Origin of the sequence: Paraburkholderia sp. SECH4 (genome assembly GCF_030511745.1) — a bacterium.
In the GTDB taxonomy this organism is placed as follows: domain Bacteria; phylum Pseudomonadota; class Gammaproteobacteria; order Burkholderiales; family Burkholderiaceae; genus Paraburkholderia; species Paraburkholderia madseniana.
Genome location: NZ_JALOCP010000065.1, coordinates 1 through 26639, shown reverse-complemented (window position 1 = coordinate 26639; position 26639 = coordinate 1). Strand labels below are relative to the sequence as shown.

Here is a 26639-nt window from a genome sequence, read left to right as displayed (position 1 = left end):
GTAGTGGTGCATCTGGAATCTGGGTTCGTGCACCGGCATGCGCTTGTGACAAGGGCGTCATTCTTCCGGCGGCACTGCGCGCGCCGAAGCGTAGGTCTTCGAACCATTCGTCGGTTTTTTTCCTTCCTTTTATTCGGCATGGGCCTTGCTGCGGTTCGATGGAACGCAAAACGAGGTAACTGACATGCCGGAATACGCCGCCGCTTCTCCGCTTCCCCTCCCGCAGCGCGCTCATCGTCCTGAACCCAACGAGCCGCCGAATCCTGGTGAGCCCGACACCGTTCCAAGTCCGACTCCGGACCCCATCGAACCGGTTGCGCCGCCGATCGGCGATCCGCCGTCGCAGCCCACGCAAACGCCACAAGCCAGTCGGTGTCCGCCGTTGCTAGCCTCCAGCATGCAACTCTGACATGTTCTGTGCGCTGCACCACAGTCCAACGCAGCGAATTTATGTACTTGTTACAAAGCCGGCGCATCTTTTACCGGCAATTTACCGTCGTGAACCCTACACTGAATTGACGCCGCTCACGATGGCGGCGGGCTTCCCCCGGAGGCATCAATCATGAGACACCCAGCACTGCGACGTTCCGCGCGCCACTCGAAACGCGACTCCCGGCCAGGCAGCAAGAGCGCCCCGCCGGAGTCGCCGGACCCGGCCGCGCAGAACCGCGTCGCGCCCGATGCGCCGCCAGACGGCGAGCACAACCAGGGCGGCGTGCGTCGGGAAGGGCTGGAGTACCAGCGCGATCTCGGTTCGGAACAGGACGCATGAGCCCGGCTGACGGCCGGTAAGAAGGGTTCCGGTTTCGTCACGCAAAGCAGAAAAAATTTCCTCGCGGTGCTCTGATGCCGCGCGTTTCTGCTCGTTTGTCACATTTACATACATTTTTATTTCCGGCATCTCATAAAACGGCACGCGACTTGCATGCACCTTTTTGGCACATATCCGCATGCAACGAAGCAACCGACCAGGTGGAGCACCAATGAGCAGACTGATCGTGGTATCGAATCGTGTGGCGCCGACCCAGGAAGGCCGCCCCGCAGCAGGTGGCCTCGCGATCGGCGTGCTGGACGCGTTGAAGGAAACCGGCGGAGTCTGGTTCGGCTGGAGTGGTGAAACGGTAAGCGAGCCGTCCGCGCCGGTGATCGAAAAGCAGGGCAATGTGACGTACGCGACGGTGGGCCTCACCAAGCGCGACTATGACCAGTACTATCGCGGCTTTTCCAACACGACACTGTGGCCGACGTTCCACTATCGCAACGACCTGTCGCGCTACGACCGGCAGGAATACTCGGGCTATCAGCGCGTCAACGCGACGCTCGCCAAGCAGCTCAAGGAGCTGCTTAAACCCGGCGACATCATCTGGGTGCACGACTATCACCTGCTGCCGTTCGCGCGCTGCCTGCGCGAGCTCGGCGTGAAGAATCCCATCGGCTTCTTCCTGCATATTCCGTTTCCGGTGCCGGAAGTACTCCGTACGATTCCGCCGCACGAAGAATTGGTCAAGGCGATGTGCAGCTACGACGTGGTCGGTTTCCAGACCGAAGCGGATCGCCAGTCGTTCGTCGATTTTATCGAGCGCGGCCAGCACGGCACCTCGAGCGAAGACGGCATGGTGCACGCCTACAACCGCTTCCTGAAAGTGGCCGCGTACCCGATCGGCATCTATCCGGACGCGATCGCCAAGGCCGCCGAGCAGTTCACCGACCGCAAGCCGGTGCGCAGCCTGCGTGACGGCATGCGCGGGCGCAAGCTGATCATGAGCGTCGACCGGCTCGATTATTCGAAGGGTCTGGTGGAGCGCTTCCAGGCATTCGAACGGCTGCTGCTGAATGCTCCGGGGTGGCACGGACGCGTTTCGCTGGTGCAGATCGCGCCGCCGACGCGCGCGGACGTGACAACCTACCAGCGCATTCGTCAGACGCTGGAGGGCGAAGCCGGCCGCATCAATGGCCGTTTCGCGCAACTCGACTGGACGCCGATTCAATACCTGAACCGCAAGTACGAGCGCAATCTGCTGATGGCGCTGTTCCGTCAATCGCAGGTCGGCTATGTGACGCCGCTGCGTGACGGGATGAACCTGGTCGCGAAGGAGTACGTCGCATCGCAGGATCCGGCCGATCCGGGCGTACTCGTGTTGTCGCAATTTGCCGGTGCGGCTGAGCAACTGCCGGGGGCGCTGGTCGTCAATCCATTCGACCTGTCGCAGATGGCCGAGGCGCTGGAGCGTGCGCTGTCGATGCCGCTCGCCGAGCGTCAGGCGCGTCACGCGGACATGATGGCGCCGATGCGCGAGAACAATCTGTCGGTGTGGCGCGATACGTTCCTGGGCGATCTGCGCAACGTTGCGACCGCCTCTTCGGTGACGGCCAAAGCGGTAAAGCTCGCTGACGTGACGGCATCGTCGTCGTAGTCGTATCAAAGGCGGCGCGGGCGCCTTCAGGGACCGCGCGTGCCGGTCACGTCGAACTCTTTACCACGCGCATCATGCTGACCACGGCGGCGACCGCTGAAAAGCAGGCCGCCACATACAGCACGATAGTCGGCCCATTTTGCGGCGCGATACCGAAGATCAGCGCGACCAGTGCTGCGCCGAGCGTCTGTCCGGTCAGGCGTGCGGTGCCGAGCATCCCGCTTGCGCCACCGCTGCGCTCTCGCGGCGCGGCGGACAACATGGTCCGATTGTTCGGCGACTGGAAGATCCCGAAGCCTGCGCCGCACAGCGCCATGCGCCACGCGATTTGCATGGGCTCGGGATGCGCGCCGAGGGTGGCGAGCAGCAGCAGGCCCACGGTCATCGTCACGAGTCCGACGCCGCCCAGCCAGCCGGACGACACCTTGTCCGACAACACACCCGCAATCGGCGCGGCGATGATGATCACCGCCGGCCACGGCGTCATCAGCAAACCGGTTTCTACCTGCGACAAACCCAGCGTGTCCTGCAACAGAAAGGGCAACGACACGAAGGCCAGCATCTGCGCGCAGAACGAACACACCGAGGTGCCGATCGACAGGGCGAACACCGGAATTCTCAGCAAATCGATCGGCAGCAGGGGCGCGGGTTGAGTCAATTGACGGCGCACGAAGAAGTAGCCGATCACAACCGCAACGAGCGCCTCAGCGACGACCCAGCCGATGTGCTCGCCGTGACCGAGACCGTCGATTGCAAAGATCAGCAGACCGAACACGAACGCGTTCATCACCGCGCTCAGATAGTCGTACGGAGACTCGTGGCCGGGATTCATCGGCAGCGCCTTGAAGCCGCCGACAATCGCCGCGATCCCGATCGGCACATTGATCGCGAACAACCACGGCCACGAGGCGATGGCGAGCACGCCGGAGGCGACCGTCGGCCCGACCGCGGACGATATCGCAACGACCATCGCGTTGATCGCAACGCCGCGTCCAAGCTGCGTAGGCGGATAGATCATGCGCACGAGCGCCGTGTTCACACTCATGACGCCCGCTGCGCCGAAGCCTTGGACCACGCGGGCGAGCGCGAGCGTCGGCAGCGAAGTGGACAACGCGCAACCGAACGACGCCACCGTGAACAGGATCAGCCCGGCCAGATAGATGCGCCGGTAGCCGATGCGATCGCCGAGCGACGCAAGCGGCAGCAGTGAAATGGTGATGGCGAGCTGGTAAGCGTTGACGACCCAGATCGAGCCGGCCGCGCTTGCATGCAGATTGCGCGCGATGGTCGGCAGCGCCACGTTGGCGATCGCGCTATCGAGCACTGCCAGGGTGAGGGCGAGGGCGATAACCAGCATCGCCCAATAGCGTTGCGGAATCGGCAAGCCTTGTTCGGTGCTGTCCGCGAGCGGTGTGCCTGCGGCGAGTGGAGCGGCGGAGGCGGCATCGGCCGGCATCGAACCGTCCTTGCGCGATGGTTGTGCGTGCATCGTTCTTTTGATTTGGAATGGGGCGGCGCATCGATCCTATGATGAGCCACGCGCGCTGCGTGTCGCCCCGAAAAGACAAGACGGCACTCATTGACGATGCCGGCGCTGCGATAGCGTCCCGGCATCGCGTCTCACGCGTTACTTGAGTTCGTACAGACCGGTGTGGGTGGTCGAGTCGAGTTCGTTCAGATGTGTCATGAAGCGCGCGACCGCGTTGGTGGTCTCCGCGTTGATCGGCAGATGCGGCACCTTCAGCGCATGCAGGCGGAAGATGTAGCGATGCGTCTTGTCGCCACGCGGCGGCGCCGCGCCACCGAAGCCGACCGTGCCGTAGTCGTTGCGCAACTGCAGCGCACCTTGCGGCAGCAGCGAGCCATCGGTTTTGCCGGCGTTGCGCGGCAGCGATCGCGCATCAGCCGGAATGTTGACGACGACCCAGTGCCAGAAGCCGCTGCCGGTAGGCGCGTCCGGATCGTGAACGGTGAGTGCGAAGCTTTGGGTATCGCCCGGCGGCGCATCCCACTGCAACGCGGGCGAAATATTCTCGCCGTCTACGCCGAAGGCCTTGTCGTGGTATTCGTGGGCTTTCGGCATAAAGCCGTTGGTGGGGAAATCGTCGGACCAGAGACGGAAATCAGCCATCGTGTGCCTCCCTTCTTGGTGGTTCTGGGATGGTCGGAGCGTGCTGTTTTTGCTACCGGCTTGCCATTGAGCTGCCGGCCAGTTGCTGCCTGATTTCTGGAGCATCGGCACGCAAAAAAATGCCCCGAGCTAGCTAATCGAGTGTATCACCAGCGGCTCTTGAGTTCCCTCCAACAGGGCAGGCTACAAGCAGCTTTCAGCTACGTTCCTCAAAGCTCGGCGCGTCGCTCTTCAACCACTCGACGAGCCGCTGCAACACGCCCTCGATATCGCGATTCGCGCCACGCAAAGCGCATTCCCATACCACCCCGACGCGCCAGCCGCTTGCAAGCAGCGCCGCGCGAACCTTGTCGTCATTGCTGCGATTGCGGCCGATCTTGTCGCGCCAGAACTCGGGCCGGGTTTGCGGCCATTTGAACAGATGGCAATCGTGACCGTGCCAGAAACAACCGTGCACCAGCACGACGGCGCGATAGCGCGGCAGCACGATATCCGGCCGGCCCGGCAGATCGCGCGCGTCTAAACGAAAACGAAAGCCCCGGCCATGCAGCAGGCTGCGGATCAGGATTTCCGGCTTCGTATTGCGGCCGCGAATGCCGGACATCATCCGGCTACGCGTTGCGCTGTCGACGATATCGACCATCGTTAGCGTCCGGGTAGCGGATCGGGGCGCTCAGGAATAGAGCGAAAGGGCTTGCTTCGAACCATTGTGCATCTCCTCGGCGAGCAGGGTTTGCACATGCGGCAGCATGATGCGCGCCACTTCCCGCATCACCGGCATGACGACACTGTTGCCGAATTGCCGGTAAGCCTGCGTGTCGCTGACCGGAATCCTGAAGGTATCGGGAAAGCCCATCAGCCGTGCACATTCACGCGGCGTGAGGCGCCGCGGTCGCAACTGCTCGCCTTGATAGACCAGAATCTCCGACCTACGCATAAGTAAACCAGCTATTGTCAACATCTGCAAGTATGCTCAAAATGGACTGACAAGGCGGTTTCATCGCCTTCAATGGTCAGGAAATCTGGTGTCTTGTCGTTTTGAAAGGTTTTTCGGAATTGAGTGCAAAGCCGCAGCGAAGCCCCCGGAGCCGGAAAGCAACACCGTACCGTCGTCCATCGGAAGGCGGTCAGTCAACGGAGAATGTCGCGGACCTGGGTGTTGTCCGCGAGCTGCGGTGTGATCCTCGGCGATGTTGACTAGTAGGCAACTCTTCGAGCCGAGTTTGAACGTCAATACGCGTACCCGGATCGACCCAATTCGAAGGAGGTAAATTGCATCATCGCAGCGTGGCACGAAGAATCCTTCTCCCCCGGTTTGTTCTCACGGAGCTCTCAGACGATAACGATCCTGCCGCGGTTTTGGTCAGCGACGCACGCGAACCATATTTTTGTCGCGAGAAACTCGTCCCGGACGAAGGTAGCCGGCCTGATGGCAAGCCAAGATGGATGAAGCATCAGTTTAATCTTCTTCCTGTTGTGGTTGACGCGGCAGGCGCTCCCTGGTCTGAGGCATCGGTCTACCTCATATCGTGCCTTGAAGGAACTCCGGCTCCGTCGATGGCGACTTTTGCAAGCATCGCGGACGATTTGTCCGCATACCGCCGCTTCCTTGATGAATACGACGTCGACTGGACGAAGTTTCCAGACAACAGACTGGCAAGGCCTACCTACCGTTTCAACGGTCACCTGAAATTCTCAATAGGTGCAAGTGAAATTGCCGCCGCCACTGCCAGACGTCGGATGGGCTCTGTTATCGCCTTTTATCGCTGGCTTGCCGAAGAGAAGGTTTTTACGCCCGCGAACCAACCGTGGGCAGAAAGTGATCGCTACGTTGAGTTTTCAGACAAGCAGGGATTTCGGCGCACGAAGGTGGTCAAAACGACCGACCTGAGGATCAACGTTCCTGTGCAGGACGATCCGTACGATGGAACCATCGAGGACGGGGCAAAGCTACGCCCGCTTTCCCGTGATGAGCAGGAGTGGCTGATTGAAGCCCTGAGTTCCATAGGTAATACCGAAATGACGCTCATCCACGTTTTCGCTCTTCTTACGGGCGCGCGTATCCAGACCGTTCTTACGTTGCGGGTGAAGGATGTCTATCTCCCGGTGCCCAGAGATCCAAAGAGCGAGGCCAGGCTGCCTGTAGGGCACGGAACCGGAATTGACACCAAGTTTGACAAGCAAATGGTGCTTCACATTCCGCGATGGTTTTGTGAGAAGTTGCGTACCTATGCCGAGAGTCCACGAGCCAGAAAGCGTCGTTTGCGCGCAACCGGGGGTGATCACGAGGACCAATACCTCTTCCTGAGCCGACAGGGCGTCCCGTTTTATCAGAGCAAGGCTGATTCAACGAAATTCAATCAAGAGAACACGTTGCGACATACGAAGTCCGGTCAGGCAGTGCGTCAGTTCATTACCGAACGTGTTGTGCCATACATTCGCGAGACTCATGGAGCCAAACACTTTTACTACCGCTTTCACGATCTTCGCGCGACTGCAGGCATGAACTGGACCGACTATCAGTTGGATCTGGTGGCGCAGGGGCGGACAACGCTCCATCAAGCTCGGGAATATGTTCAGGTGCGTATGGGCCACGAGTCTTCGGAGACAACCGAGAGGTATCTGAAATTTCGTCAACGACTGGAGCAGGTGCGCCGGGTCGAGGAGAAGCACGAGGAACATCTGCGAGAACTGTGTGAGCGCGTCATGGCGGGGTTGAACTGATGCTGTCTGAACGTCCGGTTGACCTGCTCACTATGCCTTTTCCTGCCGAAGTTGAACTGCTGCACCCCGAGCGCGCGATACTGCTGTTCGGAGAAGGAGAGTCATTCGATATCGGCGCGTTCTGCTATACGACGCGATCTGTCTCGGGGAAATTCCGGAAACGCCGCAATCGCCCTCGGTGCGAGATGCTGGTAGACATGGACACTTTCGAGCGATCACGGGTGGAACCAGTCCGGGCCGCGATCCGGTATTTTTCCGAACTTGTTACCGCGGGTGGCAAGAGAGTCACCACGGCTGGCAGCTGGGCGAACTGTTATCGCCTTTTCCTGCACTACGCCGAATCGAATGGGTACAGCGATGTGCTGACGGATCCGTCGACTGTCATGGAAGCCTTTCACGCCTACGTGAAGCATCTGAGGGAACGGATTCAAACAAACACACTCTCACCGACTACCGCTGTACACTACCAAAACAACACAATGAAGGTGTTGTCGGCTCTGACTGGTATCGACACCTTGCACCACGGGATCGATCTCAGTCAATCCAAGGGGAGTGACAAGCAGATCACCGAGCCGCCACCCGACGAAGATAAAGGCAAGGTACTCGCACTTTGTCATGCACTGTTTGAAGGACTGTCGACGCTCTGCCTCGACAGTCAACCGTATCCATTTGCTCTAACGGTGCCCCGATTCATGCGGGCTCTCAATGATGTCCTATGGATCTTCCCGTCACGCCAATGGTGTATGCCACCGTATCAGTTGGCTGATCGCGAGAGTCTGGGTACTCCGGTATGGGCGTTTGACTATGAAGCCGGCACAGTCTTTCCGGCCGACAAGATTGAACATCGCTACGCGACGAAGGACTCGGCAAAGCGGGCGGTTGCGACGGCAAAGACCGCCATTGCTCGTGGCAACGGGACAGTTCGCAATGTCTTCCGAGTCAATGCCGCTTTCACAGCGCACAATGCTTTCGTGTTCCTGTTTCTCACCCACACCGGCATGAACTGGGCCGGTGTCGCAGCGCTTCCGTGGAACGAAGATTACGAAGTGAGCATGGAACGGCAAGGATTCAGGACGATCAAGTATCGTGCGGGTGGAAGACTCGTTTCGTTTGAAATCCAGAACATCTTCATGCCGGCATTCAAAAGATTTCTGAAACTACGGACGTACTTGCTTGATGGACGTGACTTCGACCCGCTATTTCTGAATCGGCCACTCAGTGCGCGGGAGAACTCAGTGACATTCGAGCTCGAGCCGCTAGCGGATTCGGGTTTGTGGCTATGGCGCGTCTACAAGTCCCTTCTGAACATTCATCCGGACCTGCCTGTTCTCGGCTCCAGAAAATTCCGTGCAGCCAAAAGCGACGTCTTGCTGCGCGCAAAGGAGGATCCTGTGACTGTGGCTCGCGTGCTCCAGAATTCGATCAGGACCGTGCTGCGTTCATACGCCGCAGGCTCGCCCAGAACTCAGGAAAGCGAATTCGCAGACTTCTTCGATGGCCTTCAGGGCGCCGTAATCGCCAAAGGCGAGCAGATCGAGAATGGGGTTGAGATACCGGTGGGCAAGTGTTCTGCCCACGGCTCGCCCCATCAGTCCGGTGACGCACCAGTTAGCTCAGATTGCCAGACTCCGGAAGGATGCCTCTTCTGCGACAAGTACAAGGTGCATGCCGACGAGCCCGATGTGCGAAAGCTTGCAAGTTGCCGGTACTGCATCGAGCGTACTGCCCATCTCGCCGACAGTCACGAGCAGTTTCAGACACTCTTCGGGCCCATTTTCGAGCGTATCCAGAACCTACTCGATGAAATCGACCAGCGTTCTCCGGGGGTTGTCTCCCGGATTGTGCGCGAAGTCGAGGCCGGAGAGCTGGATCCGTACTGGTCGGGCAAACTGGAAATGCTCATCAATCTGGAACTGGCCATATGACAAGTAACATGAATGTTAGTCCACTGCCCACGTCACCATGGTCTGTCGTTCCTGCATCGCCTTCGTTGCCGTCGGACGACATGGTTATCAGTCAGTTTGCCGATGGACAAGTTGCGTCAAGATACGGGGAGCTTGCATGGGACTGGACGCCGTACAGTCCTTCCGGCGAGATCCGTATACTGAACTTCTGCTACTGGGGGCAGCCCGAGGCGTTGACAGAAAAGCGCAGTGACCTCGTTTCGGAAATCCGCTGGCTGATGTACTGCCTCATCTCGCGTTCCGGGGCAAGGCACTATACATTTAGCACTCTTGCAAAATATATGATGATGTTCCGTCGGCTCGCAACTCACTGCGAGAAGCGGGAGCTTTCCGTTCGTCGCCTTCTGGCCGACGCTCCACTGCTTTGGACATTCATTACCACTGAAAAGGCCCACATCGTCCGGGAGTTGCGCAATCTTTTCGGGAAACTGGCGCGGATCGGCAGCAACGTTACAGGATATCCAGTTCCAGACAAGAAATTCATCAAGGCTATCAACGTGGTCTCTGATCGCTACGTTGCTTCGCTAAAACAGCACTCCCCACTACCGACACGAATCTATTCGCATGTCATATCGGTGCTTTCACAGGAACTGACGGACTTCCAGTTGGTCGCGCAGAATTACCTTGATTTAACGCGCGAGTGCGTCCTCAACCCACTGCGCGGGCGGGGGGCGAACCACCAGAGTACGAAAAGGGACCTGCGAGCAAAGGGTAGCCCCTACGAGCCGGCAATGCCAGCGCTGCTGGACGAGTTCGGATTGACTGAATACTTCAGAGCAAAGGGATTAAATCAAACCGTCAATGGTCTCTCGGCGGGTCTTCGACGCATCCTGACCTTTGTCCGGCTTACAATCCAGGCGTTTTCCGGCATGCGCGACAGCGAGATATCCTCCCTTATGTATGGATGCTTGGAGGAGCGCCATGAACATGGCCGCACACACTACGTAATCCACGGAACGACCACGAAACTCAACGGCGGGAGACCAAAGAAGACAAGGTGGATCACAAGCCGCGAGGGAGCCCGGGCGATCGAAATCGCCAGGCAGATTACCAGCCTCAACCGCAACCTGTTCACGCGGGGCAAGCTCAATGGTGACCTGGGCCTGCGGGATGTGCCCCTTCTGGCGTCAGTAGCCCATCTCGGGCTGATTAGGGGCCGGTGGAGTAAATCGCGCGGAAACCGGATGCTTCCGGGCCGGAACCAAATAACGCAGGCTGGAGAAAAAGTGCGCGCGCTTCTGCGGCCGGCATTGACCGAGGAGGACCTGTGCGAACTCGAGCAGATCGATCCCCATCGGGCATGGCGGTCGGAACAGAAGTTCCAGCTCGGGGTGCCATGGAATTTTACGAGTCATCAGCTACGTCGGTCGCTCGCGCTTTATGCGCAACGATCAGGGCTGGTCTCACTTCCCTCGCTGCGACGTCAACTTCAGCATATCACCGAAGAAATGTCGCGTTACTACGCAAAAGGATCGGCCTTCGCGAAGGACTTTATCCGCGGTGGTAATCGACACTTTTCTTTTGAGTGGCGCGAGACGCAGTCGATCTCGTCGGCGCTAAGCTACATCCAGCATGTCCTTCTTTCCGATGACGTTTTGTTCGGTGGCCACGGAAATTGGATCGAGCATCGCCTTCGCGACAGAAACGGCGAGATCGAGGTGGACAGGGGCGTCACGTTGAAACGGTTTGATAAGGGCGAGATAGCCTACCGGGAAACCAATCTCGGCGGATGCACGAAAATCGGACCCTGCGACAAGCGGCCGATACGATGGCTCAATATCGATTGCGTCAAGGGATGCTTGCATCTGGTTGGAAGATTGAAGATGCTTGAACGGGTTATTGTTCACTATACGAAGCATGTAGCAACGCTGGACCCTTCGTCAACAGCATATCAGAGCGAAAAGGCAGATCTCGACGTACTGGTTAACGTTCGTGATCGGGTGCGCGCTCAATCAAAGGGGGAAAGCACATAATGACAGATGGCAGCGACCAGCCCCTTGAGGACTACTATTCGGCCTTGCGCCGTCTCCAAAATAGGGAGCCGAAAAATGTGCCCAAATGGACCAGAATTTCCAACGATGCGGTGTCGCTTGAGGCAGGACGCGGCAAGGGGAGCATCAAGAAGTCCCGTGCGGTGTTCGCGGACCTGATACAGGCCATCAACGAAGCGGCTTTGGCAGAACAGGATCTCGATCAGGACCAAAAAGGGAAGCTGGAGAAATACAAGGGTGATGCAAAAGACTACCGGCTTCGCTATGAAGCCGCGCTCGCACGGGAACTCTCCTTGTTGAAGGAACTATATGAGGTGAAGAAGCAACTAGCAAGTCTGACCGGTGAGAAGGTGGTTCCTTTGCGCAAGCCGCCTTCGAATAAACAGGACTAACATGCCGTTTGGTCGTCAGCTTGCTGCACTGACTGGTCAACGTCGACGCCCGAAGGTCGGTCTAGCAAAACCCCCCTCCACAAACGCGCGCGTCTGCGTCAGGTCCATCTTCGCATACGCGGCCGTCGTCTGCATCGACGCGTGTCCAAGTAACTGCTGTGCGACCGGCAGCGGTACCGTGTGGTCAACGACCAGCGTGCGCACGTAGCCGTGTCGGAGCCAGTGGGTCGACGCCGCGCGCAGCATCGCGAGCGTCACGCCGTCACCGGGCGCGACACGCTCTTCCGCCGCACGAAAGACCGCCTTGACCTCCTCATGGAGGCCGCTCGACCCGAGCGCATCGCGCCTCTCGCTGTGAATGAAAGGCAGCAGCTCGAAGGCACCCGGCTCGGGCGTCAAGCCGCGGGCGAGCCGGTACGCGCGCAGCGGTGGCACGCAGACGGCGGGCAGCGGAATCGCCCGCAGCTTATTCCCCTTATCGCGGCAAACCCGCGCTGGTTCTGCTGGGCTCAATCGGCCGCATGGTAGCCGGGCCTGTCAGGTCGGGGGCGGGTTGCCGGATGGGGCGGCACGTCAGGAACTTCGGTGTTTCTGGCGAAGCCAGAACAAGGCGCCATCGACGACGTATCGATACGCGCTGAGGCATCAATTGCGGGGGCTGCCTTTCGCGATGTGTCCCGCCGCGATGGCGTGATCCGCTCCCGATTTATCTGTCCATCATCGCGCGAAGGACCGGTCCTTGCGACGTCGCTTAACGTTGCAATTGATTGTGCGGAAGCGGCGAATGTCGTGTCCGCTTGTGCTGACTTACTTCGCCGTACGGCTCGTAGACGGCCCCTACCGCTTACCCGGTTTGACCTGCATTTTTCCCTTTCTTGCGACGCGGGCTCTTCAGCCGCTGTTCTACGTCCAGAAGTAGATCACTCGGGGCACAGCCGAGCGCTGCGGCAAGTGTGAATAACATAGTCAAGGTCGGCTGGTTCTGACCGAGTTCCAGCATGCTGACGTAGTTGCGGCGGATGTCGGCCTCAAAGGCGAGCTGCTCCTGTGTCAAGGCCGCCTGCAGACGACGCTCACGCAATACGGCGCCAAAGGCATCGACAGCTTCCAAATCTCGCTCCCAGTGAAATGGGAGCACTGTCGTTTTGCCGCTATAATTTGTCTTCCCAGCATACTGGGAATTTGCAGTGTAATTTGGCTCGGCACGCCTTGCCCAGCTTGGAGTTGCGTCTGTTTGAATTCGACACGTGAAAATACGCGGGATCGAGCCGGAAAATCACGGGTGGGCTGAACGACTCAACCTGGTGCGGAGAGTTGACTCGGACTTAACCTGCTTCGCTAAACAGCAAATTGTGTGAGCATCGGATTTAACCTTAAGGAACATTGATGTTGGTAACGGATACAAGCTGGGCAGAGTTTCATCCTGTCAGGCGAGCGCTCGCCGACCCCTATCAGGCGTGGCGATGCGTCGGATGGACCAGCGAGACGATGAACTTCCTGATCGTTGCGGCGCGTAACGCGCGTTCCCACGGGCAACTACCGGACGGCTGGCTGGTGGGAGGGCCGGAGGCACTGCTCGAAGCTACCGCGCAGATGGAGACCGATTCCTTTTCTGTTTACGTCGTTGGGCGCGCCACTGACGACGGCGACGTGAGTTTTGGCCAGGTCACGGGCATCTGGCGCGAGCGGAACCAGATGGGCGATGTACCTTCATTCTGGTACTCCATTGGCGGTGGCGAGCCCCAGCCCTGTTCCCGTTTCCGGCAGCGTTCGGAAGTTCTGCCCGAACTGGTCAGCGAGCTGAGCATCGACGCGCGCGCCGTTTCCCGGCAGGTGAACCGGTAGGGCGAACCGTGGGCCGCGATCGGTCACCGCGCGCTTGTCGCGTTGAACTGCATCCACCGGCCCTTCGACGGAACGCCGGGCAGCATGCGCATCCAGATCGCGTCAGATCTTCGTCCGGAAATGCTCCACCGCAGCTTCCCGGATGACATCCCGGCGGTGCGATCGCCTGCCGGTCTGCTCGTGCTCGCTGGTGACATCTTGTCACGGCCTGGCGCCAGATCAGGCGACCACGTCGCGTCGTCCCACTCACCCATTACGTTCGCGCGTCTCGCGTGCGACAGGATCCGGGTCGCTGACCGGTGTCTGCCTGCAGGTCGCCAACAGGGATCTGACATGACTGACGAAGACTGGCTGTTACTGAAACGCGCTGTGCCGTTGGCAACCCGCGACGGCCTGCCCTATAGCGTGCGCATTGCCGTCGTCCCGCAGCCATGGCAGGGCGGATTGCGCGAGCTGATTCGGTGCGAATCGGTGCCCGTCTTCAATGACGACGGGCAGGGCGACTGCCTGTATGCGTGGGATTGGGCGAAATGGCCTGGTGGTCAGCTGTACTGCCGAAATTAGCGCCGGGGGAGAAGAAGGATAGCTCCCGGTTGTACCCGGTTCGCGCTGTAGCCACCCTCGCGGTAGCCTGAATGGTGTTCGGCACCCCGATGCAATAACGACAACTGTATCGCTGACCTGATCCACCATGGCGGTCACCGAACTCAAAACACGAGCAGTACTTGAGGAAAATTGCCGATGAGGTTCAGCATTAATGAAGAAGAAAGACAGTCCCTGCGGCTCGCCGTGCCGATCATCGAGAGCGATGACCGACCGCCGTACGTGCGACTCGCGGATATTCCCGAACCGTGGCGCGGCCAGTTTGACCGGGCACTCACAGGATCAGCATGCCCCGTCGATAGCGATGAAGGGGATTGCGCCCATGCCTGGGATTGGACGGACTGGCTGAATGGGCGCTTTCCGCGATGGTGATGTGAGACATCCGCCGCGCTGGCGCTACCTGACGTCGCGGGCCACGAGCCCCGCGGGAGAACCCGCATTCGACGTCATCGAGGACACCTGTACCGATCCTCGCTGCGCGCGTCGAAGCCATCGGCCAACCAGACTCAAACAGGGAGTAGGTATTATGCACGCCACGTATCGTGGCCGATTTACGCTGACTGACGTGCAACCGCCGCCCACCATCCCACCGCCAGTCGCCACCGGCGGCCTGGTGCTATACCTCGACTTCGACGGCGTGCTGCACCCGGAAGACGTGCGCCGGCGCACCGGCCGGGGTCCGTACATTGCCAGTCCCTCCGGTCACATTCTTCTTGAGCACGCTCCGCTGCTTGCCGATGTCCTGCGACCATATCCGGATATCCGCATTGTGCTGTCCACGTCATGGGTGTGCTGGTACAGAAGCGTCCATCGCGTCGCGCGCAAGTTGCCACCCGAGCTGAAAGCCCGGGTGGTCGGAGCGACGCTCCACGAAGACATGGATGAGGAGTCTTTCCGACAGGCGCCAAGAGGCATGCAGGTATGGGCAGATGTGCTGCGCAGGAAGCCGGCCGGCTGGCTGGCACTGGATGACGACTACCTTCACTGGCCGACGTGGTGCCGCGAGCAGTTGGTCCGCACCGACGAAGTGCTTGGGGTAAGTGCGCCACACGTGCTCGACGAGCTGAAAACGAAGCTAATTCTGCTGCACGAGCCGCAGGCTCAGTGACGAAGAATCATTGTGACGACGGCGATCCGTCGCCCGGATCCCGAACTCGCAGGTGAAATTACCGGGGAAGTCGCGCACCGGCGTCAGTAATCTCGACGCCTGCCCGTCGCACCGGACCGTGCGAGTTCAGGGTTGAGTGGACAAAGTTCCGAGCTAGGTGAATCTCGAGAGCTCAGGTCGGACCCTCACCCCTTTGCAGTAACGCTGTTTGTCGGAACTCGCGTGTACGCGCATTTAGTTCGTGTGGCCGCAAACCTGGCCACTGCTCAGATGTAAGTCTGGCCATACAGTGCGCTTCGTTTGGGCTGTCGGTAGCCAGTTGTCAAATTTGCTTCCAGTTGGGCAACGAGTACAGGCGGCTCAGGCTGTGATGCATGCGTACGGAGCGACCCCGACGACCTCCACGGCACGGGCGCAGCTGATCGGGAAAAACGCGGTGATGATGTGTGATTCCATGCTGCTGCCACCGAACATCTATCTGCGTTGTAACGTCCCCAACGATGAGAACCTCGCGCATCTCTAGATGCGCAGCTACCGGCCAGTAGTCCGGCCAGCTTTCGCGCAAGATTCGCTCCAAGGTGTAAATCCCACCGAGGCGCACTGCAAGCTTGTCGCTGCCCAGTTGCTCCGCGGCCTTGCTGAAGCTTTCGGAAACTCGTCGCTGGATATCGGCTCTGGTCTGCTCTCGTGCCGAAGCCTGGCAGTCTTTGCCTGCGCGAGCGCCGCTCACGCAACGACCGCTGCGCCAATGAATGTCGCGAACGGTCTCAAAGCGATACCGCTCTGCACTTGAGACCGCTAGTTTATTAGGTACTTTACCGAAAGGAGCGAAAATCGGCATTGTCGCCTGTTAGCAGGACGGCGGTGCGTTCGACAATCTGTCGTAAATCGCCGACAATGTCTTATTCAAAAAAATGCGCCCAGTGTGAAGATACGCTAAATTTTGCGCATCGGCGGTTGCATATGGCGTAAAAAGCAGAAGAGAGACTAAAAAACGGGGCCCCATGACTAGCGCGAAACTAGACCGTCGGCAAGCGGCGATCGCCGAGCCCACGGAATGCACAGGCCGACCGCGGTACTCCGAGGGATGTTTGCGTCTGAATCGGGGTTGGTCGTGACTGCGCGAGCGCCAGACTCTCCTCAGGGCATGGGACGACTCTTCAAGATCGCTGTGTCGGCGGGGATAGAAAGTGCTGTGCGATTGCACATCGCTCGCGGCGCTGATCTTGAGTGTCGCGACGAAAAGGGGTTTACGCCACTTATGGTGGCCGCGTCCCGCGATTGGTCGGGCGTTTGTCATTTGCTTCTGAGCGCTGGTGCTGACGTGCTTGCGGTCGATTCGGCCGGCCGAAATGCCTTGACTATCGCGCGCGAATGCGGCGCTACTACCGCCGTTGCAACGATAAGCGCTTATCTGGATCGCTTCGCTTCCTTCGACCTCTCCTCGATGCCTCTTGTGGAAAACGGGAGAGGGAGTGCCGGACTGACATCCGACAGTCGGATCGCCGATAAAGTCTGTATTGAGCGGCCGGGAAGTAATATCCAAATACCTCGTGCGTCGTTAGGCCGACTTCACGAAAGCACAGATAATTACAAGGCACCCCAAACAGCCGTAAGCGAAACGGTACGCGATCGGGGTACTGCGGACGATGGCAGGTTTCAAAGACTTCGAGCAGAAAACGGGTCGATAGCTTTGGGCTCCGTTTCAACAAGCTCTGCGGAGCATGAAGACGGGACTGCTTCCCCTTGTTCTTCAAACGTGAACGATAAGAACGACAAGCATATGTCTGCTTCTTATGGAGTCGCAGTGTCGGCGACACCTGATGGCAAACACGAGCCGGTAATTGAATTGACGTTTGGAGACTGGGTGGAAGTCGATGTCTCGGAGCCGCCGGCCGCAAATATGGTTGTTGTTCATGCTGAGACTGAACGACAGCGGCGAATAGACGACTATACGCCAATCGACCTCAGCGAAGCGTGGGACGAGATTGATGCGTATCTGCCGGAATCCGCAACACCACTACCGCGATTAGACGACCAAGGTTTTCGGGACGCGCTGCGTCGATTGCTGCTGCGGGCATTACGCGAGGGCAGCATACCGCGCGTCGCCATTGAGAATGGACTGTCGATCCGTGGCGACGGCGAAGACCGTAACCTGCGTGCCGAGGCCGCGCTCGAATTCGTGATCGGAGATATTGGGGCTGACATCGATGAGCGTATCGAGTTCTCATCGGCAATCCCATCTGAAAACTTCGAGGTATTCGTCGATGCAGAGGAAACCGAAAGCGAAGAACTCGAAATACGTGGAGCCATCCAGCATTTCGAAGAAACGTCAGCGGACAAAAATAGTCCATTGCAGTTGTACCAGCGCGCAGCGGTCAAACGTCCACTTTTGTCGGCGGACCAAGAGATTCAGCTCGCGCAACAGATGGAGGATGCAATTGCCCGTGCGCTTGACGCATTGACCTGTTGGCCTGTAGGGATGCGCCGTCTCCTTGAGGAAATTGACAAAACGGCAGGCAGTACTTCTAGCCTGTCGACGATCATCGTCTTGAGTAGCGGTGAAGCGGGCGACAGCGATATGAGCATTGAATTCGACGAAGACCCGAGCGGAGGGCCGGCTCTCGATGTCGACGCAGGCGAAGACTTTGCGGCGTCAGCGTCCTTGAGCGAGGACGAGTCCGCGCGAATCGCGGACGATCCGATTGGCGTCGTGAGTGCTATTCAAGCGCTGGCCGTTCAGCCAATGACGGAGGCGACGACGTCTGCGATTCGCGATCAACTCGGGCGGTTGCGCTTCAGGCGCCCGTTCCTGATCGCGCTGGATGAGGTAGCGAAAGACGATCAACATCACGCCGCTACGGCCTACCGGCAAGCTATTGCGAGCTTGATTGTCCATCGCAACCGTATGGCTCACGCTAATTTGCGGCTGGCCATGGACCTAGCATGGCGCCGGGTACATGCCGGACTCTCGATCGAAGACCTTATTCAGGAAGGCAATCTCGGCCTTCTAAAGGCGGTGGACCGCTTCGATTGGCGCCGGGGATTCCGGTTCTCGACGATGGCCACCTGGTGGATCCGGCAACAAATTGATCGCGCCATCGGCGATACCGCGCTAGCCATCCGGCTACCCGTTCATGTTCACGAGAAAGTATCCCGCGAGCGCCGGGATATCGACGCGCTCGAGCGCGCCCGTGGGGAGCCGCTTTCGCTGGCCGAAAGGGCAAGGCTCTGCAACATGCCGTACGACAAGTTCGAACTTGTGGCTCGTGCGCTTTCGGAGCCGCTTTCGATTGATGAATTGCAACAAACTGGATTCTTTGACTTTCAGGAAGTCGATGAGTCGTTTGCCACGCTGGCAAGGCGCGAAGAGGCCGACTTGATTAATGCATTGCTTGCAAAATTGACGCGCAAGGAAGCCGAAGTGCTCCGCCTGCGCTTCGGCATCGATATTCCCGAAGCCCGGACATTGGAGGAGATCGGCGCGATGTTTGACGTTACTCGCGAGCGGGTTCGCCAGATCGAAGCAAAGGCGCTCCGCAGACTTTCAACTACGACGAACCTCGAATTGCTTGCCAATGCGTCAGGACGTGTATCACGGATGCAAACGAAATCAGCCGGCGAGAGAGCGCCGTCGTGCACCGCCGATACCGATCAATGGGCCGACGCAACGGTTTCATATGAGGTTGCGTCACAACCCGATTTGGTATCACATACCGATCCATCCGGGCAGACCGATGCATTGCCTAAGGCAGTTGCCACTGCGGCAGCTAAAGGAATCTCCATGGCTATGCAGAAACTGTTGGACCAGGCTCAGGAACTCGGTGTAGATGTATCGGAGGACCCGACTGACTCGGGTGCCAGATTCATATTCGGGTCGATCGATCCGCAGACTGCCAAGGCACGCAAATTTGTCCGCGACTTGATCAAGATGGGCTTTACGTTGCAACCGGACATAGGCTATCGACAATGATTCTCGCCAGACAGGCGCCGCCGCGAGCTGCGGCCATGCTTGAGGCCCTGCGAGGCATGGGCTATTCCACCGGAGCAGCAGTCGCCGATATCATCGACAATAGTATTGCGGCGGGCGCTTCCCGCGTGGATATTCAATTTTCGTGGGAGGGAGCGGCAAGCCGCGTAGCCATTCTTGATGATGGCAAGGGACTGGGCGACGCGGAACTCGAAAGCGCCATGACGCTTGGAGACAAAAGTCCGCTCGATGTACGGAGTCCCGACGACCTCGGCCGCTTCGGTATGGGGCTCAAAACGGCGTCCCTGTCTCAATGCCGCAGGATGACCGTAGCGAGTATCAGGGGCGGTTCGCGTTCCTGTCTTCGCTGGGATCTCGATGAGCTTGCTCGTAATCCGGACCTCGGCTGGGCGCTGATGGAAGGGCCGGCTTCCGGGTCTGAAGCATACATCGAAGCGCTGTTCGGGCGCTCTCACGGATCGCTGGTGCTATGGGAGTCCATGGACCGCATTGTGACCAAAGCGTTTTCACCCGAGCACTTTCTCGACTTAGTTGATGAAGTCGAGCGGCATCTGGCGATGGTTTTTCACCGGATCATTTGCGGACCGCGGCCCAGACTACGGCTGACGATCAATGGGCGTGACATCGTCGCGTGGGATCCTTTCATGTTAGGCCATGCGGCTAAACCATGGGAGTCACCGGTTGCGAGAATTGCGACGGATGCCGGTCCCATTTCTGTGCAAGGCCATGTGCTGCCCCATAAGGACAGGCTTAGCACCGCTGAGTTCGAACGCGATGGTGGCCCTGCGGGGTGGAGTGCCCAGCAAGGTTTCTACGTCTACCGGAACGAGCGCCTGCTAGTCGCCGGAGGATGGTTGGGCTTGGGTCAGGGCCGAGCCTGGAACCGCGAGGAAGCCTATCGGCTGGCGCGTGTCCAGCTAGACATTTCCAATACCGCCGATACAGCCTGGAAAATCGACATCCGGAAATCGACTGCGCGGCCGCCGGTGAACCTGAGAAGCTGGCTCACCCGGCTGGCCGAGGATACGCGCAACAGAGCACGCCGTGTATTCGCCTATCGTGCGGCGCCGCAAACCAAGTCAGGTTCTTCGACCATCGAATTGGCTTGGCGAGCGGAGCATACCCAAGCCGGCGTGAAATATCGGATCGACGAGAAGCATCCCGCAGTGACGGCGGTATTCGATGCTTGCGGGAATCATGTGGACCTCGTCCGTGCGCTGCTGCGCATCATCGAGGAGACGGTGCCCGTTCAGCGCATCTGGCTGGATACCGCAGAGGCGAAGGACACTCCGCGCGGTGGATTTGCCGGTGAACCTAACGCCGAGGTGCAGAGCGTTTTGATGGTGTTATTTAAGGACATGGTCGTCCGTCGAGGTATGAGTGAAGACCTCGCACGAGCAGCTCTGGCGGCAACAGAGCCGTTTCATGCATATCCGAATCTGGTGGCTGCCTTGCGGAACACAAACTGAACAATATGGCGACGAGGGGACATCATGCCAACAACCGAACCACTACAAACAAAAATCATCTCGATCGCGCAAATTCTTTTGCGTGACGCCTCAGAAGAGACAACTCGGTCGGCAAGCGCGATAGCCGATAACGTGCAGATGGCTGCAATGACATTGAGAGCCGCGCCTGAGGACTACGATAGGGACGCCGCTGTGGCTGAGCTGATCCGCCGGTTCAGTCACTGGGTGCCTAACGATTCTGCTTTGACGGACTCGGCTGGTCACGAGGACTGGTTTCAGCCGTCCATGAAGAAGGACTGGCGCTACTGGCAGAGGCTGCAACGTTACCTTGAGCGCTCGCTTGCGGTGAATGTGGTGGAAGCGGTCGATCGGTCCACTGACGGGATCATTGCGCAGCTCGAAGACCCGAAGCGGGACGCGCCTTGGGATCGTCGAGGATTGGTCGTGGGTCACGTGCAATCCGGCAAGACGAGCAGCTACTCAGCGCTGATCTGTAAAGCTGCGGACGCGGGCTACAAGATCATCGTCGTACTCGCCGGCATGCACAACAACTTGCGTTCGCAGACACAGATACGCCTCGAGGAAGCCTTCCTTGGTTACGAGACCTCTCCGAACCGCGATCCAGGCAATCCCATTGGCGTGTTCTTCGAGGACCGCGATCCGAGCATTCACCCAAACTGCGCGACGTCGCGCGACGAGAAGGGTGACTTCAACGGCGCGGCCGCCAAAAAATTTTCGGTGTCGCCCGAGCAACGCCCTTGGCTATTCGTCGTCAAGAAAAACAAATCTGTGCTTGCGAAGCTGCTCAGGTGGATGAGAAGCAACCATGTCGCAAACGTAATGGAACCCGGGACCGGACGAAGAGTCTCGACCAACCTGCCACTATTGATCATTGATGATGAGGCCGATAACGCTTCCATTGACACCGGAGAACAGGCGTTCGATGAAAACGGGGTTCCAGATCCCGAACATGAGCCGAAGGCCATTAACAGCCTGATCCGGCAGATTTTGGACACCTTCGCAAAATCTGCCTACATCGGATACACGGCGACGCCCTTTGCCAACGTATTCATTCACCGTCGGGGCAAGACGAAGGATGAAGGGGAGGATTTGTTTCCTCGCTCTTTTATTATTAATCTGGCCGCGCCGTCGAACTATGTAGGGCCCACACGAGTTTTCGGTATCACCGGCCCGAATGGCGACCGCATCGGGGGGCTTCCGCTCATACGCGAGTTCGACGATCATGCCGCCTCCGGGGGAGGCGGCTGGATGCCGCCGCAGCACAAGAAGGACCATACCCCGACGCATAATGGAGAGGACGTTTTACCGCCCTCGCTGCGCGAAGCTATCTACTCGTTTGTGCTCGCGTGCGCCGCGCGTGCGTGTCGTGGGCAAAAGTCCAAACACTGCTCGATGCTGATCCATGTGACACGGCTCACTTTGGTGCAGAACGAGGTGCGGAGGCAGGTCGACGAATTCGTCAAGCGTATCTCGCAACGCCTTTCGCGCAATATCGACTCGGAAGCGCTGCTGAGTGATCTACGTGACCTGTGGGAATCTGACTTCGTGCCGACTCACGAAGTGATTCAGAAGACGTTGACGGGTGGCGACCAGCCGGACACGTTGCCGTCGTGGAATGAGATTGTCACCACGCTGCCGGATGCTGTAGCCGATATCGTTGTCAAGACGATCAATGGATCCGCTAAAGACGCGCTCGATTATGTCGAGAAAGAGGCCACTGGACTGAAGGTGATCGCGATCGGCGGTGACAAGCTCGCACGAGGCCTAACCCTCGAAGGGTTGGCGACCAGTTATTTCGTCCGGACAACAAGGATGTACGACACGCTCATGCAAATGGGCCGTTGGTTTGGCTATCGGCCTGGCTATCTCGATCTTTGCCGACTCTATACGACTCGTGATCTGATTCGGAATTTCGGTTTGATCGCTGACGCCGCCGATGAATTGCGTCAGGAATTCGACGCCATGGTGGCCGTAGGAGCCACGCCAGACAAATACGGACTCAAGGTCGCGTCTCATCCTACTTTGCTGGTCACGTCGCCGATGAAGATGAGAACAGCGCAGACCGTGCGGCTTTCTTATAGTGGGTCCCTGACGCAAACCATTGCGTTTCCCGGCGATATTGGATCGCTGCAAGGCAACCTCGATGCAAGTGAGCGTCTAGTCACGGAAATGAGGGCGCCGGCGATTGTGCATCCGGAGCAGGCGCGGCCGGAAAGGCCGGATGAGTGGAGCCGTTCATGGGTTTGGAAAGATGTCTCTTCCGAAAGAATTAAGACCTTTTTACGTGCCTACACGGCCGCAGCTGGCATCGAGCGCGCTAATGGGGGTGTGATGGCGGAGTTTGTCGAGGAGATGAACAAGAAAGGCGAGCTGGATCTGTGGACGGTGGCATTGATCGCCGAGGGACGCGTCGACGGCGAAGTCAAGCCCTATGACTTTGCGAAGACGTACACAGTGACAGCCATGCCCACGCGCACGTTCAAGAAGGGCAACAACGGTTATTCGATTGGTGTGTTGACGGATCCTGCCGACGAGGGCATAGACGTCGGACTTGACGACTGGACGGACGCTCTCGACGTGACTATCGGCACATGGAAGCGCGAAGGGGGCAAGGGGCGTCCTCAGCCGCTGCGTCCAAGTGGGCGTTCGCTGCGCGATCTGAGATCTGCGGGCAGTGGCAAAGGCACCAATCGGGGACTGCTGTTGCTCTATCCGCTCTCGCCGCTATCAAATGGAAGAAACGTTATTGAAGGTTGGGGCAAGCCGATCATCGGATTCGCGGCAAGCTTTCCGTCTAGTGACCAGGAGGTATCGGTCGAATACAAGGTCGACCACTTGCTATGGGAGGAGCAGTATGGTTCCGGCGAATGAGCAGCTCGAGGTCGCGTGGCATTCATTGGCGTCGATAGGCGACACAGGCGATGGATGGCGGAGCATCGCGATCTCCTCTACGGGTGCGCCGTTGGTACATGCCGGGCGCCGCTACCCGGGCGGAACCGAGGCAATCCTAGTGCGATTTCTGGCCTCTTCGATCCCGGCTACGGTCAGACTGCCGGAGGGCGGCGGCTTTCTCATCGAGCTCGTCACACTAGACGCCGGTGTCGTCTGGATTGCATTGACACGGAGAGATGGCGGCAGCCCCGATCTATTCGCGGCCATGGCGAGCGATGTTGTTGCCGCGCTGTCTTCGTGTCGGCAGGCTGATGAAGCCAAATCGCTCGCAACGCTGCTGGGACGCGTTCGTGCCTGGCAGGAATTCATGCGCAAAGGGGGGCAACCGCTAAGCGCGGAAGGCGAGGTCGGTCTCTTTGGCGAGCTTTCCGTGCTGTACGCACTGGTTAACGAAGGCATCGATGTAGCGACGGCCTGCGAAGCATGGCGAGGTCCGCTGGACGGCTTGCGAGATTTTGAGCTGGGGACGGGAGGCGTCGAGGTCAAGAGCACACTTGCGACTGCGGGTTTTCGCGCACGGGTAGGCAGTCTGGAGCAACTGGACGATACCGTGCGCCAACCGCTTTTTTTGGCAGCGGTCAGATTGCGTCAGCTTCAGGAAGGCGGTCGATCGTTGGCTGAATGCGTCGAAATGATGCAAGGCGTGATCGCGGGCGACGCGTTGGCGGAACGGCTGTTCGCCGAGCGGATTACTGCGTCCGGATTTCGGCATGAGCACGCCGGCAGTTACGTTCGCCGATTCGACATTCATGAAATGAGGATCTTACGTGTCCAAGACGGGTTTCCTCGACTGACACCGCATTCGGTACCCGTCGGTGTAGAACGTGCCACTTACGAAATCGAAATAGACGGGACAACGGCGGAAAGCTGCGACTTGTCAAAAGTACTGATGGAATTGAAAGGGATTTGAATGGAACTCATCGACTTCTTGCGTGAGACCCAAGCCGAGGTGCGAACCCAGATCGAGGGCGAACAGCCCTACGAGGAAAGCGCATTTACTGAGGTCTTGATGCGGCACATGGCTGATATCGGCATGACGTACGAGCCTGAGGCGATGCATTTCTCTCGCAAGATCGGGAGCGCCAACGTTCGCTTGAGCGGCTATGCTGTCAGCGACGAGCAGGAGCAACTCGATTTGTTCGTGAGTCTCTATCAAGGCGTGGATGATCTTCTCCAGGTGTCGGATTCGGAGACCAAAGCCGCCGCGGAACAATGCTTGAGATTCCTGCAGCTTTGCGCTGAGGGCAGGCTTGCGAGCAAACTCGACGAGTCCGACGATGTGCGCATTCTGGCCGATATCATTCACCAGATTTACGATAATCTCGAGCAGATTAGAATCTATGTTCTGACTGACCGGGTGGCGAGGACACTTCAGTTCAAGTCCAGAGAGATTGGCGGAAAGACCGTGCACCTCGAAGTTATGGACATTGCGCGATTACACCGTCACTGGTCCGAAGGCAAGCCGCGTGATGAACTGGTCGCTGATTTCACCAAGCTGTGCGGCAATGCGTTGCCTTGCGTCTTCGTACCGGGCGATGGAGAAAGCTACGACTACGCACTCACGGCCGTACCGGGAGAAGCGCTACGTGTTCTATATGAGCAATTTGGCGCTCGATTGCTCGAGGCCAATGTACGTTCATTCCTGAGTGTCAAGGCGAGAGGCGTCAATGCCGGCATTCAAACCACCTTGAGGCAAGCACCAAACCAGTTTATGGCCTTTAACAACGGCATCGTAGTTGTGGCCGACGAAATGCGTATTGGGGACGCCGGTGATGGTGCTCCGGGTATTGCTTGGCTCAAAGGACTTCAGATCGTTAACGGTGGCCAGACTACCGCTTCGCTTTACTTCACAAAGCGCAAGTACCCCGACACCGATCTTTCTCGCGTGCGCGTGCCAGCCAAAATTATCGTCATGAAAATACAAGACACCACGCAAGAGGAAGCATTGGTGTCCGACATTTCCCGGTTCGCAAATAGTCAGAACTCAGTGAGGCAGTCTGATTTGTCGGCCAACAAGCCTTTTCACGTTCAGATCGAACGACTATCAATGACGGTTTATTGTCCGGACGGCCGTAGCCGCTGGTTCTATGAACGTACCACTGGGAGTTACAACACGATGCTTTCCCGTGAGGGAACTACTGCTGCGAGGCTTAGGGAGCTGAAGGAAACTATGCCGTCGTCTCGGCGCATCACGAAAACGGATCTTTCCAAATACCTAACTGCTTGGGACCGGCGGCCAGACATCGTCAGTCGTGGGTCGCAGAAAAATTTCGAACAGTTCATGGCCACGATGTCTGGGCTTGAAAGCGAAGAAGTCGCGTTGCCCGATGTTACCGAATACAAACGTATGATAGCTAAGACAAAGCTTTTTAGGGACACTCAGAAGTTGATGCGCACGATGTTTCCGGCCTTTCAGGGCAACATCGCCGCTTACACATTCGCCCTAATCGCAGACCGGTTTGGCGAACGCATCGATCTCGATCGGATATGGAGTGCCCAAGGGGCTTCGCGCCAGTTGATGGACCAGATTGGACGTTGGGCGCGCGAAGTGAACGAACTGCTGGATCGAACCGCAAACGGTCGGATGATTTCGGAATGGGCGAAGAAACCCGAATGCAAGGACGCGATCTTGTCAGCGGAATATTCGCCACCAGACGGGTCGATTCCAGAACTCCAATGAGCTCGAAACTTGCCACTGGACTCCAAAGATTGCACGAGTGATTCACAAAGGAGCATTGGCGGCTAGTTTGGACTCTTGCCATAGTGTATGAACCGGAGACTCACCCGAACAAGAACGCGCTGTTCGTCTCAACATGTCATTGCCGTTCTCAATAAACAAGGCGCCAACGACACGTATCTTTTTATCAGGTGTTTCGAAAATTTCGTTGAGTTTCTGCGGGATGGGAAATCTGCACATTGCGACACGTGGAATGATGCTATCTCGCACCCGATAGCCGACACTCGCAGTCACAACTTCAATAGTCGGCCCTGCAAAATTCAGTTTGCTTGATGCACGACGCCGATGAGGCATTTT

The 26639-nt window shown here is 58.3% G+C and carries 22 protein-coding genes and 1 pseudogene; 15 read left to right on the top strand and 8 right to left on the bottom strand.

Features of this window, described 5'->3' with window-relative positions:
• On the bottom strand, nt 1-235 hold a 235-nt coding region (locus M0D67_RS40145), incomplete at its 3' end, for a hypothetical protein (protein ID WP_266243113.1).
• On the opposite strand from M0D67_RS40145, the gene M0D67_RS40140 reads away from it, so the two are divergent.
• From M0D67_RS40140 to otsA, 3 genes are all read left to right on the top strand, one after another.
• Entirely contained in the window at nt 185-409 is a 225-nt protein-coding gene (locus tag M0D67_RS40140; protein WP_266243111.1) for a hypothetical protein, read from the top strand. The genes M0D67_RS40145 and M0D67_RS40140 overlap by 51 nt on opposite strands.
• 153 nt (nt 410-562) lie before the next feature.
• Nucleotides 563-772 carry a hypothetical protein gene (locus M0D67_RS40135; protein WP_154558961.1) on the top strand — a complete coding sequence of 70 codons (210 nt, stop codon included), beginning with the start codon at nt 563-565 and terminating at the stop codon, nt 770-772.
• Nucleotides 773-983: 211 nt separating this feature from the next.
• A complete protein-coding gene (gene otsA, locus M0D67_RS40130; RefSeq protein WP_266243109.1) occupies nt 984-2414 on the top strand; it encodes an alpha,alpha-trehalose-phosphate synthase (UDP-forming) in 1431 nt (476 codons plus the stop codon).
• Nucleotides 2415-2460: 46 nt separating this feature from the next.
• On the opposite strand, the gene M0D67_RS40125 is transcribed toward otsA, so the two are convergent.
• From M0D67_RS40125 to M0D67_RS40110, 4 genes and pseudogenes are all read right to left on the bottom strand, one after another.
• Nucleotides 2461-3903 (bottom strand): MFS transporter, encoded by a 1443-nt coding sequence (locus tag M0D67_RS40125; protein ID WP_266243107.1) that lies wholly within the window; start codon nt 3901-3903, stop codon nt 2461-2463.
• A gap of 138 nt (nt 3904-4041) precedes the next feature.
• Nucleotides 4042-4545: a YbhB/YbcL family Raf kinase inhibitor-like protein gene (locus M0D67_RS40120; RefSeq protein ID WP_154558964.1), complete on the bottom strand. Its 504-nt coding sequence runs from the start codon at nt 4543-4545 to the stop codon at nt 4042-4044.
• A gap of 196 nt (nt 4546-4741) precedes the next feature.
• A complete protein-coding gene (locus tag M0D67_RS40115; RefSeq protein WP_171925005.1) occupies nt 4742-5188 on the bottom strand; it encodes a very short patch repair endonuclease in 447 nt (148 codons plus the stop codon).
• A gap of 30 nt (nt 5189-5218) precedes the next feature.
• A pseudogene (locus M0D67_RS40110) lies at nt 5219-5473 on the bottom strand (DNA cytosine methyltransferase); the annotation flags it as partial.
• 344 nt (nt 5474-5817) lie between these two features.
• On the opposite strand from M0D67_RS40110, the gene M0D67_RS40105 reads away from it, so the two are divergent.
• The 4 genes from M0D67_RS40105 to M0D67_RS40090 all read left to right on the top strand — a co-directional run bounded on the left by M0D67_RS40105 (nt 5818) and on the right by M0D67_RS40090 (nt 11616).
• Nucleotides 5818-7269 (top strand): site-specific integrase, encoded by a 1452-nt coding sequence (locus M0D67_RS40105; RefSeq protein WP_266243105.1) that lies wholly within the window; start codon nt 5818-5820, stop codon nt 7267-7269.
• On the top strand, nt 7269-9194 hold the full coding sequence (locus M0D67_RS40100) for a hypothetical protein (protein ID WP_266243103.1): 1926 nt from the start codon (nt 7269-7271) through the stop codon (nt 9192-9194). The genes M0D67_RS40105 and M0D67_RS40100 overlap by 1 nt, the downstream gene beginning before the upstream one ends.
• Nucleotides 9195-9274: 80 nt before the next feature.
• Nucleotides 9275-11206, top strand: a complete 1932-nt coding sequence (locus M0D67_RS40095) for a hypothetical protein (RefSeq protein WP_266243101.1) — start codon at nt 9275-9277, stop codon at nt 11204-11206.
• Nucleotides 11206-11616, top strand: a complete 411-nt coding sequence (locus M0D67_RS40090; RefSeq protein WP_266243098.1) for a hypothetical protein — start codon at nt 11206-11208, stop codon at nt 11614-11616. Before M0D67_RS40095 ends, M0D67_RS40090 begins: the two co-directional genes overlap by 1 nt.
• 36 nt (nt 11617-11652) lie before the next feature.
• Here M0D67_RS40090 and M0D67_RS40085 read toward each other — a convergent pair whose 3' ends face one another.
• Together M0D67_RS40085 and M0D67_RS40080 are read right to left on the bottom strand one after the other, a co-directional pair.
• Nucleotides 11653-12129: a site-specific integrase gene (locus M0D67_RS40085; protein ID WP_266243096.1), complete on the bottom strand. Its 477-nt coding sequence runs from the start codon at nt 12127-12129 to the stop codon at nt 11653-11655.
• A gap of 331 nt (nt 12130-12460) precedes the next feature.
• The gene (locus M0D67_RS40080; RefSeq protein WP_266243093.1) at nt 12461-12727 is read right to left on the bottom strand and encodes a helix-turn-helix domain-containing protein; all 267 of its coding nucleotides are present in this window, start codon (nt 12725-12727) and stop codon (nt 12461-12463) included.
• A gap of 377 nt (nt 12728-13104) precedes the next feature.
• On the opposite strand from M0D67_RS40080, the gene M0D67_RS40075 reads away from it, so the two are divergent.
• The 8 genes from M0D67_RS40075 to M0D67_RS40040 all read left to right on the top strand — a co-directional run bounded on the left by M0D67_RS40075 (nt 13105) and on the right by M0D67_RS40040 (nt 26285).
• Nucleotides 13105-13461, top strand: coding sequence for a hypothetical protein (locus M0D67_RS40075; RefSeq protein WP_266243091.1), 357 nt, complete (start codon nt 13105-13107; stop codon nt 13459-13461).
• A 333-nt stretch (nt 13462-13794) separates the two neighbouring features.
• Nucleotides 13795-14025, top strand: coding sequence for a hypothetical protein (locus M0D67_RS40070; RefSeq protein ID WP_266243088.1), 231 nt, complete (start codon nt 13795-13797; stop codon nt 14023-14025).
• Nucleotides 14026-14590: 565 nt separating this feature from the next.
• Complete coding sequence (locus tag M0D67_RS40065; RefSeq protein ID WP_266243086.1) at nt 14591-15172, top strand: HAD domain-containing protein; 582 nt, start codon at nt 14591-14593, stop codon at nt 15170-15172.
• Between the two features lie 1147 nt (nt 15173-16319).
• Nucleotides 16320-19145 carry a sigma-70 family RNA polymerase sigma factor gene (locus tag M0D67_RS40060; protein ID WP_266243084.1) on the top strand — a complete coding sequence of 942 codons (2826 nt, stop codon included), beginning with the start codon at nt 16320-16322 and terminating at the stop codon, nt 19143-19145.
• A gap of 56 nt (nt 19146-19201) precedes the next feature.
• Nucleotides 19202-20632, top strand: coding sequence for an ATP-binding protein (locus tag M0D67_RS40055; RefSeq protein WP_266243083.1), 1431 nt, complete (start codon nt 19202-19204; stop codon nt 20630-20632).
• 24 nt (nt 20633-20656) lie between these two features.
• A complete protein-coding gene (locus M0D67_RS40050) occupies nt 20657-23524 on the top strand; it encodes a Z1 domain-containing protein (protein ID WP_266243081.1) in 2868 nt (955 codons plus the stop codon).
• Nucleotides 23508-24515: a PD-(D/E)XK motif protein gene (locus M0D67_RS40045; protein WP_266243079.1), complete on the top strand. Its 1008-nt coding sequence runs from the start codon at nt 23508-23510 to the stop codon at nt 24513-24515. The genes M0D67_RS40050 and M0D67_RS40045 overlap by 17 nt, the downstream gene beginning before the upstream one ends.
• On the top strand, nt 24516-26285 hold the full coding sequence (locus M0D67_RS40040; RefSeq protein WP_266243078.1) for an AIPR family protein: 1770 nt from the start codon (nt 24516-24518) through the stop codon (nt 26283-26285).
• Between the two features lie 42 nt (nt 26286-26327).
• Here M0D67_RS40040 and M0D67_RS40035 read toward each other — a convergent pair.
• The coding region (locus M0D67_RS40035; protein ID WP_266243077.1) for a hypothetical protein at nt 26328-26639 on the bottom strand (312 nt) is incomplete at its 5' end.

Bases quoted from the DNA above. Each gene is read 5' to 3' on its own strand.
- M0D67_RS40140 (WP_266243111.1), top strand. From the start codon at position 185: ATGCCGGAATACGCCGCCGCTTCTCCGCTTCCCCTCCCGCAGCGCGCT.
- M0D67_RS40135 (WP_154558961.1), top strand. From the start codon at position 563: ATGAGACACCCAGCACTGCGACGTTCCGCGCGCCACTCGAAACGCGAC.
- otsA (WP_266243109.1), top strand. From the start codon at position 984: ATGAGCAGACTGATCGTGGTATCGAATCGTGTGGCGCCGACCCAGGAA.
- M0D67_RS40125 (WP_266243107.1), bottom strand. From the start codon at position 3,903: ATGCACGCACAACCATCGCGCAAGGACGGTTCGATGCCGGCCGATGCC.
- M0D67_RS40120 (WP_154558964.1), bottom strand. From the start codon at position 4,545: ATGGCTGATTTCCGTCTCTGGTCCGACGATTTCCCCACCAACGGCTTT.
- M0D67_RS40115 (WP_171925005.1), bottom strand. From the start codon at position 5,188: ATGGTCGATATCGTCGACAGCGCAACGCGTAGCCGGATGATGTCCGGC.
- M0D67_RS40100 (WP_266243103.1), top strand. From the start codon at position 7,269: ATGCTGTCTGAACGTCCGGTTGACCTGCTCACTATGCCTTTTCCTGCC.
- M0D67_RS40095 (WP_266243101.1), top strand. From the start codon at position 9,275: ATGGTTATCAGTCAGTTTGCCGATGGACAAGTTGCGTCAAGATACGGG.
- M0D67_RS40090 (WP_266243098.1), top strand. From the start codon at position 11,206: ATGACAGATGGCAGCGACCAGCCCCTTGAGGACTACTATTCGGCCTTG.
- M0D67_RS40075 (WP_266243091.1), top strand. From the start codon at position 13,105: ATGAACTTCCTGATCGTTGCGGCGCGTAACGCGCGTTCCCACGGGCAA.
- M0D67_RS40070 (WP_266243088.1), top strand. From the start codon at position 13,795: ATGACTGACGAAGACTGGCTGTTACTGAAACGCGCTGTGCCGTTGGCA.
- M0D67_RS40065 (WP_266243086.1), top strand. From the start codon at position 14,591: ATGCACGCCACGTATCGTGGCCGATTTACGCTGACTGACGTGCAACCG.
- M0D67_RS40060 (WP_266243084.1), top strand. From the start codon at position 16,320: ATGGGACGACTCTTCAAGATCGCTGTGTCGGCGGGGATAGAAAGTGCT.
- M0D67_RS40055 (WP_266243083.1), top strand. From the start codon at position 19,202: ATGGGCTATTCCACCGGAGCAGCAGTCGCCGATATCATCGACAATAGT.
- M0D67_RS40050 (WP_266243081.1), top strand. From the start codon at position 20,657: ATGCCAACAACCGAACCACTACAAACAAAAATCATCTCGATCGCGCAA.
- M0D67_RS40045 (WP_266243079.1), top strand. From the start codon at position 23,508: ATGGTTCCGGCGAATGAGCAGCTCGAGGTCGCGTGGCATTCATTGGCG.
- M0D67_RS40040 (WP_266243078.1), top strand. From the start codon at position 24,516: ATGGAACTCATCGACTTCTTGCGTGAGACCCAAGCCGAGGTGCGAACC.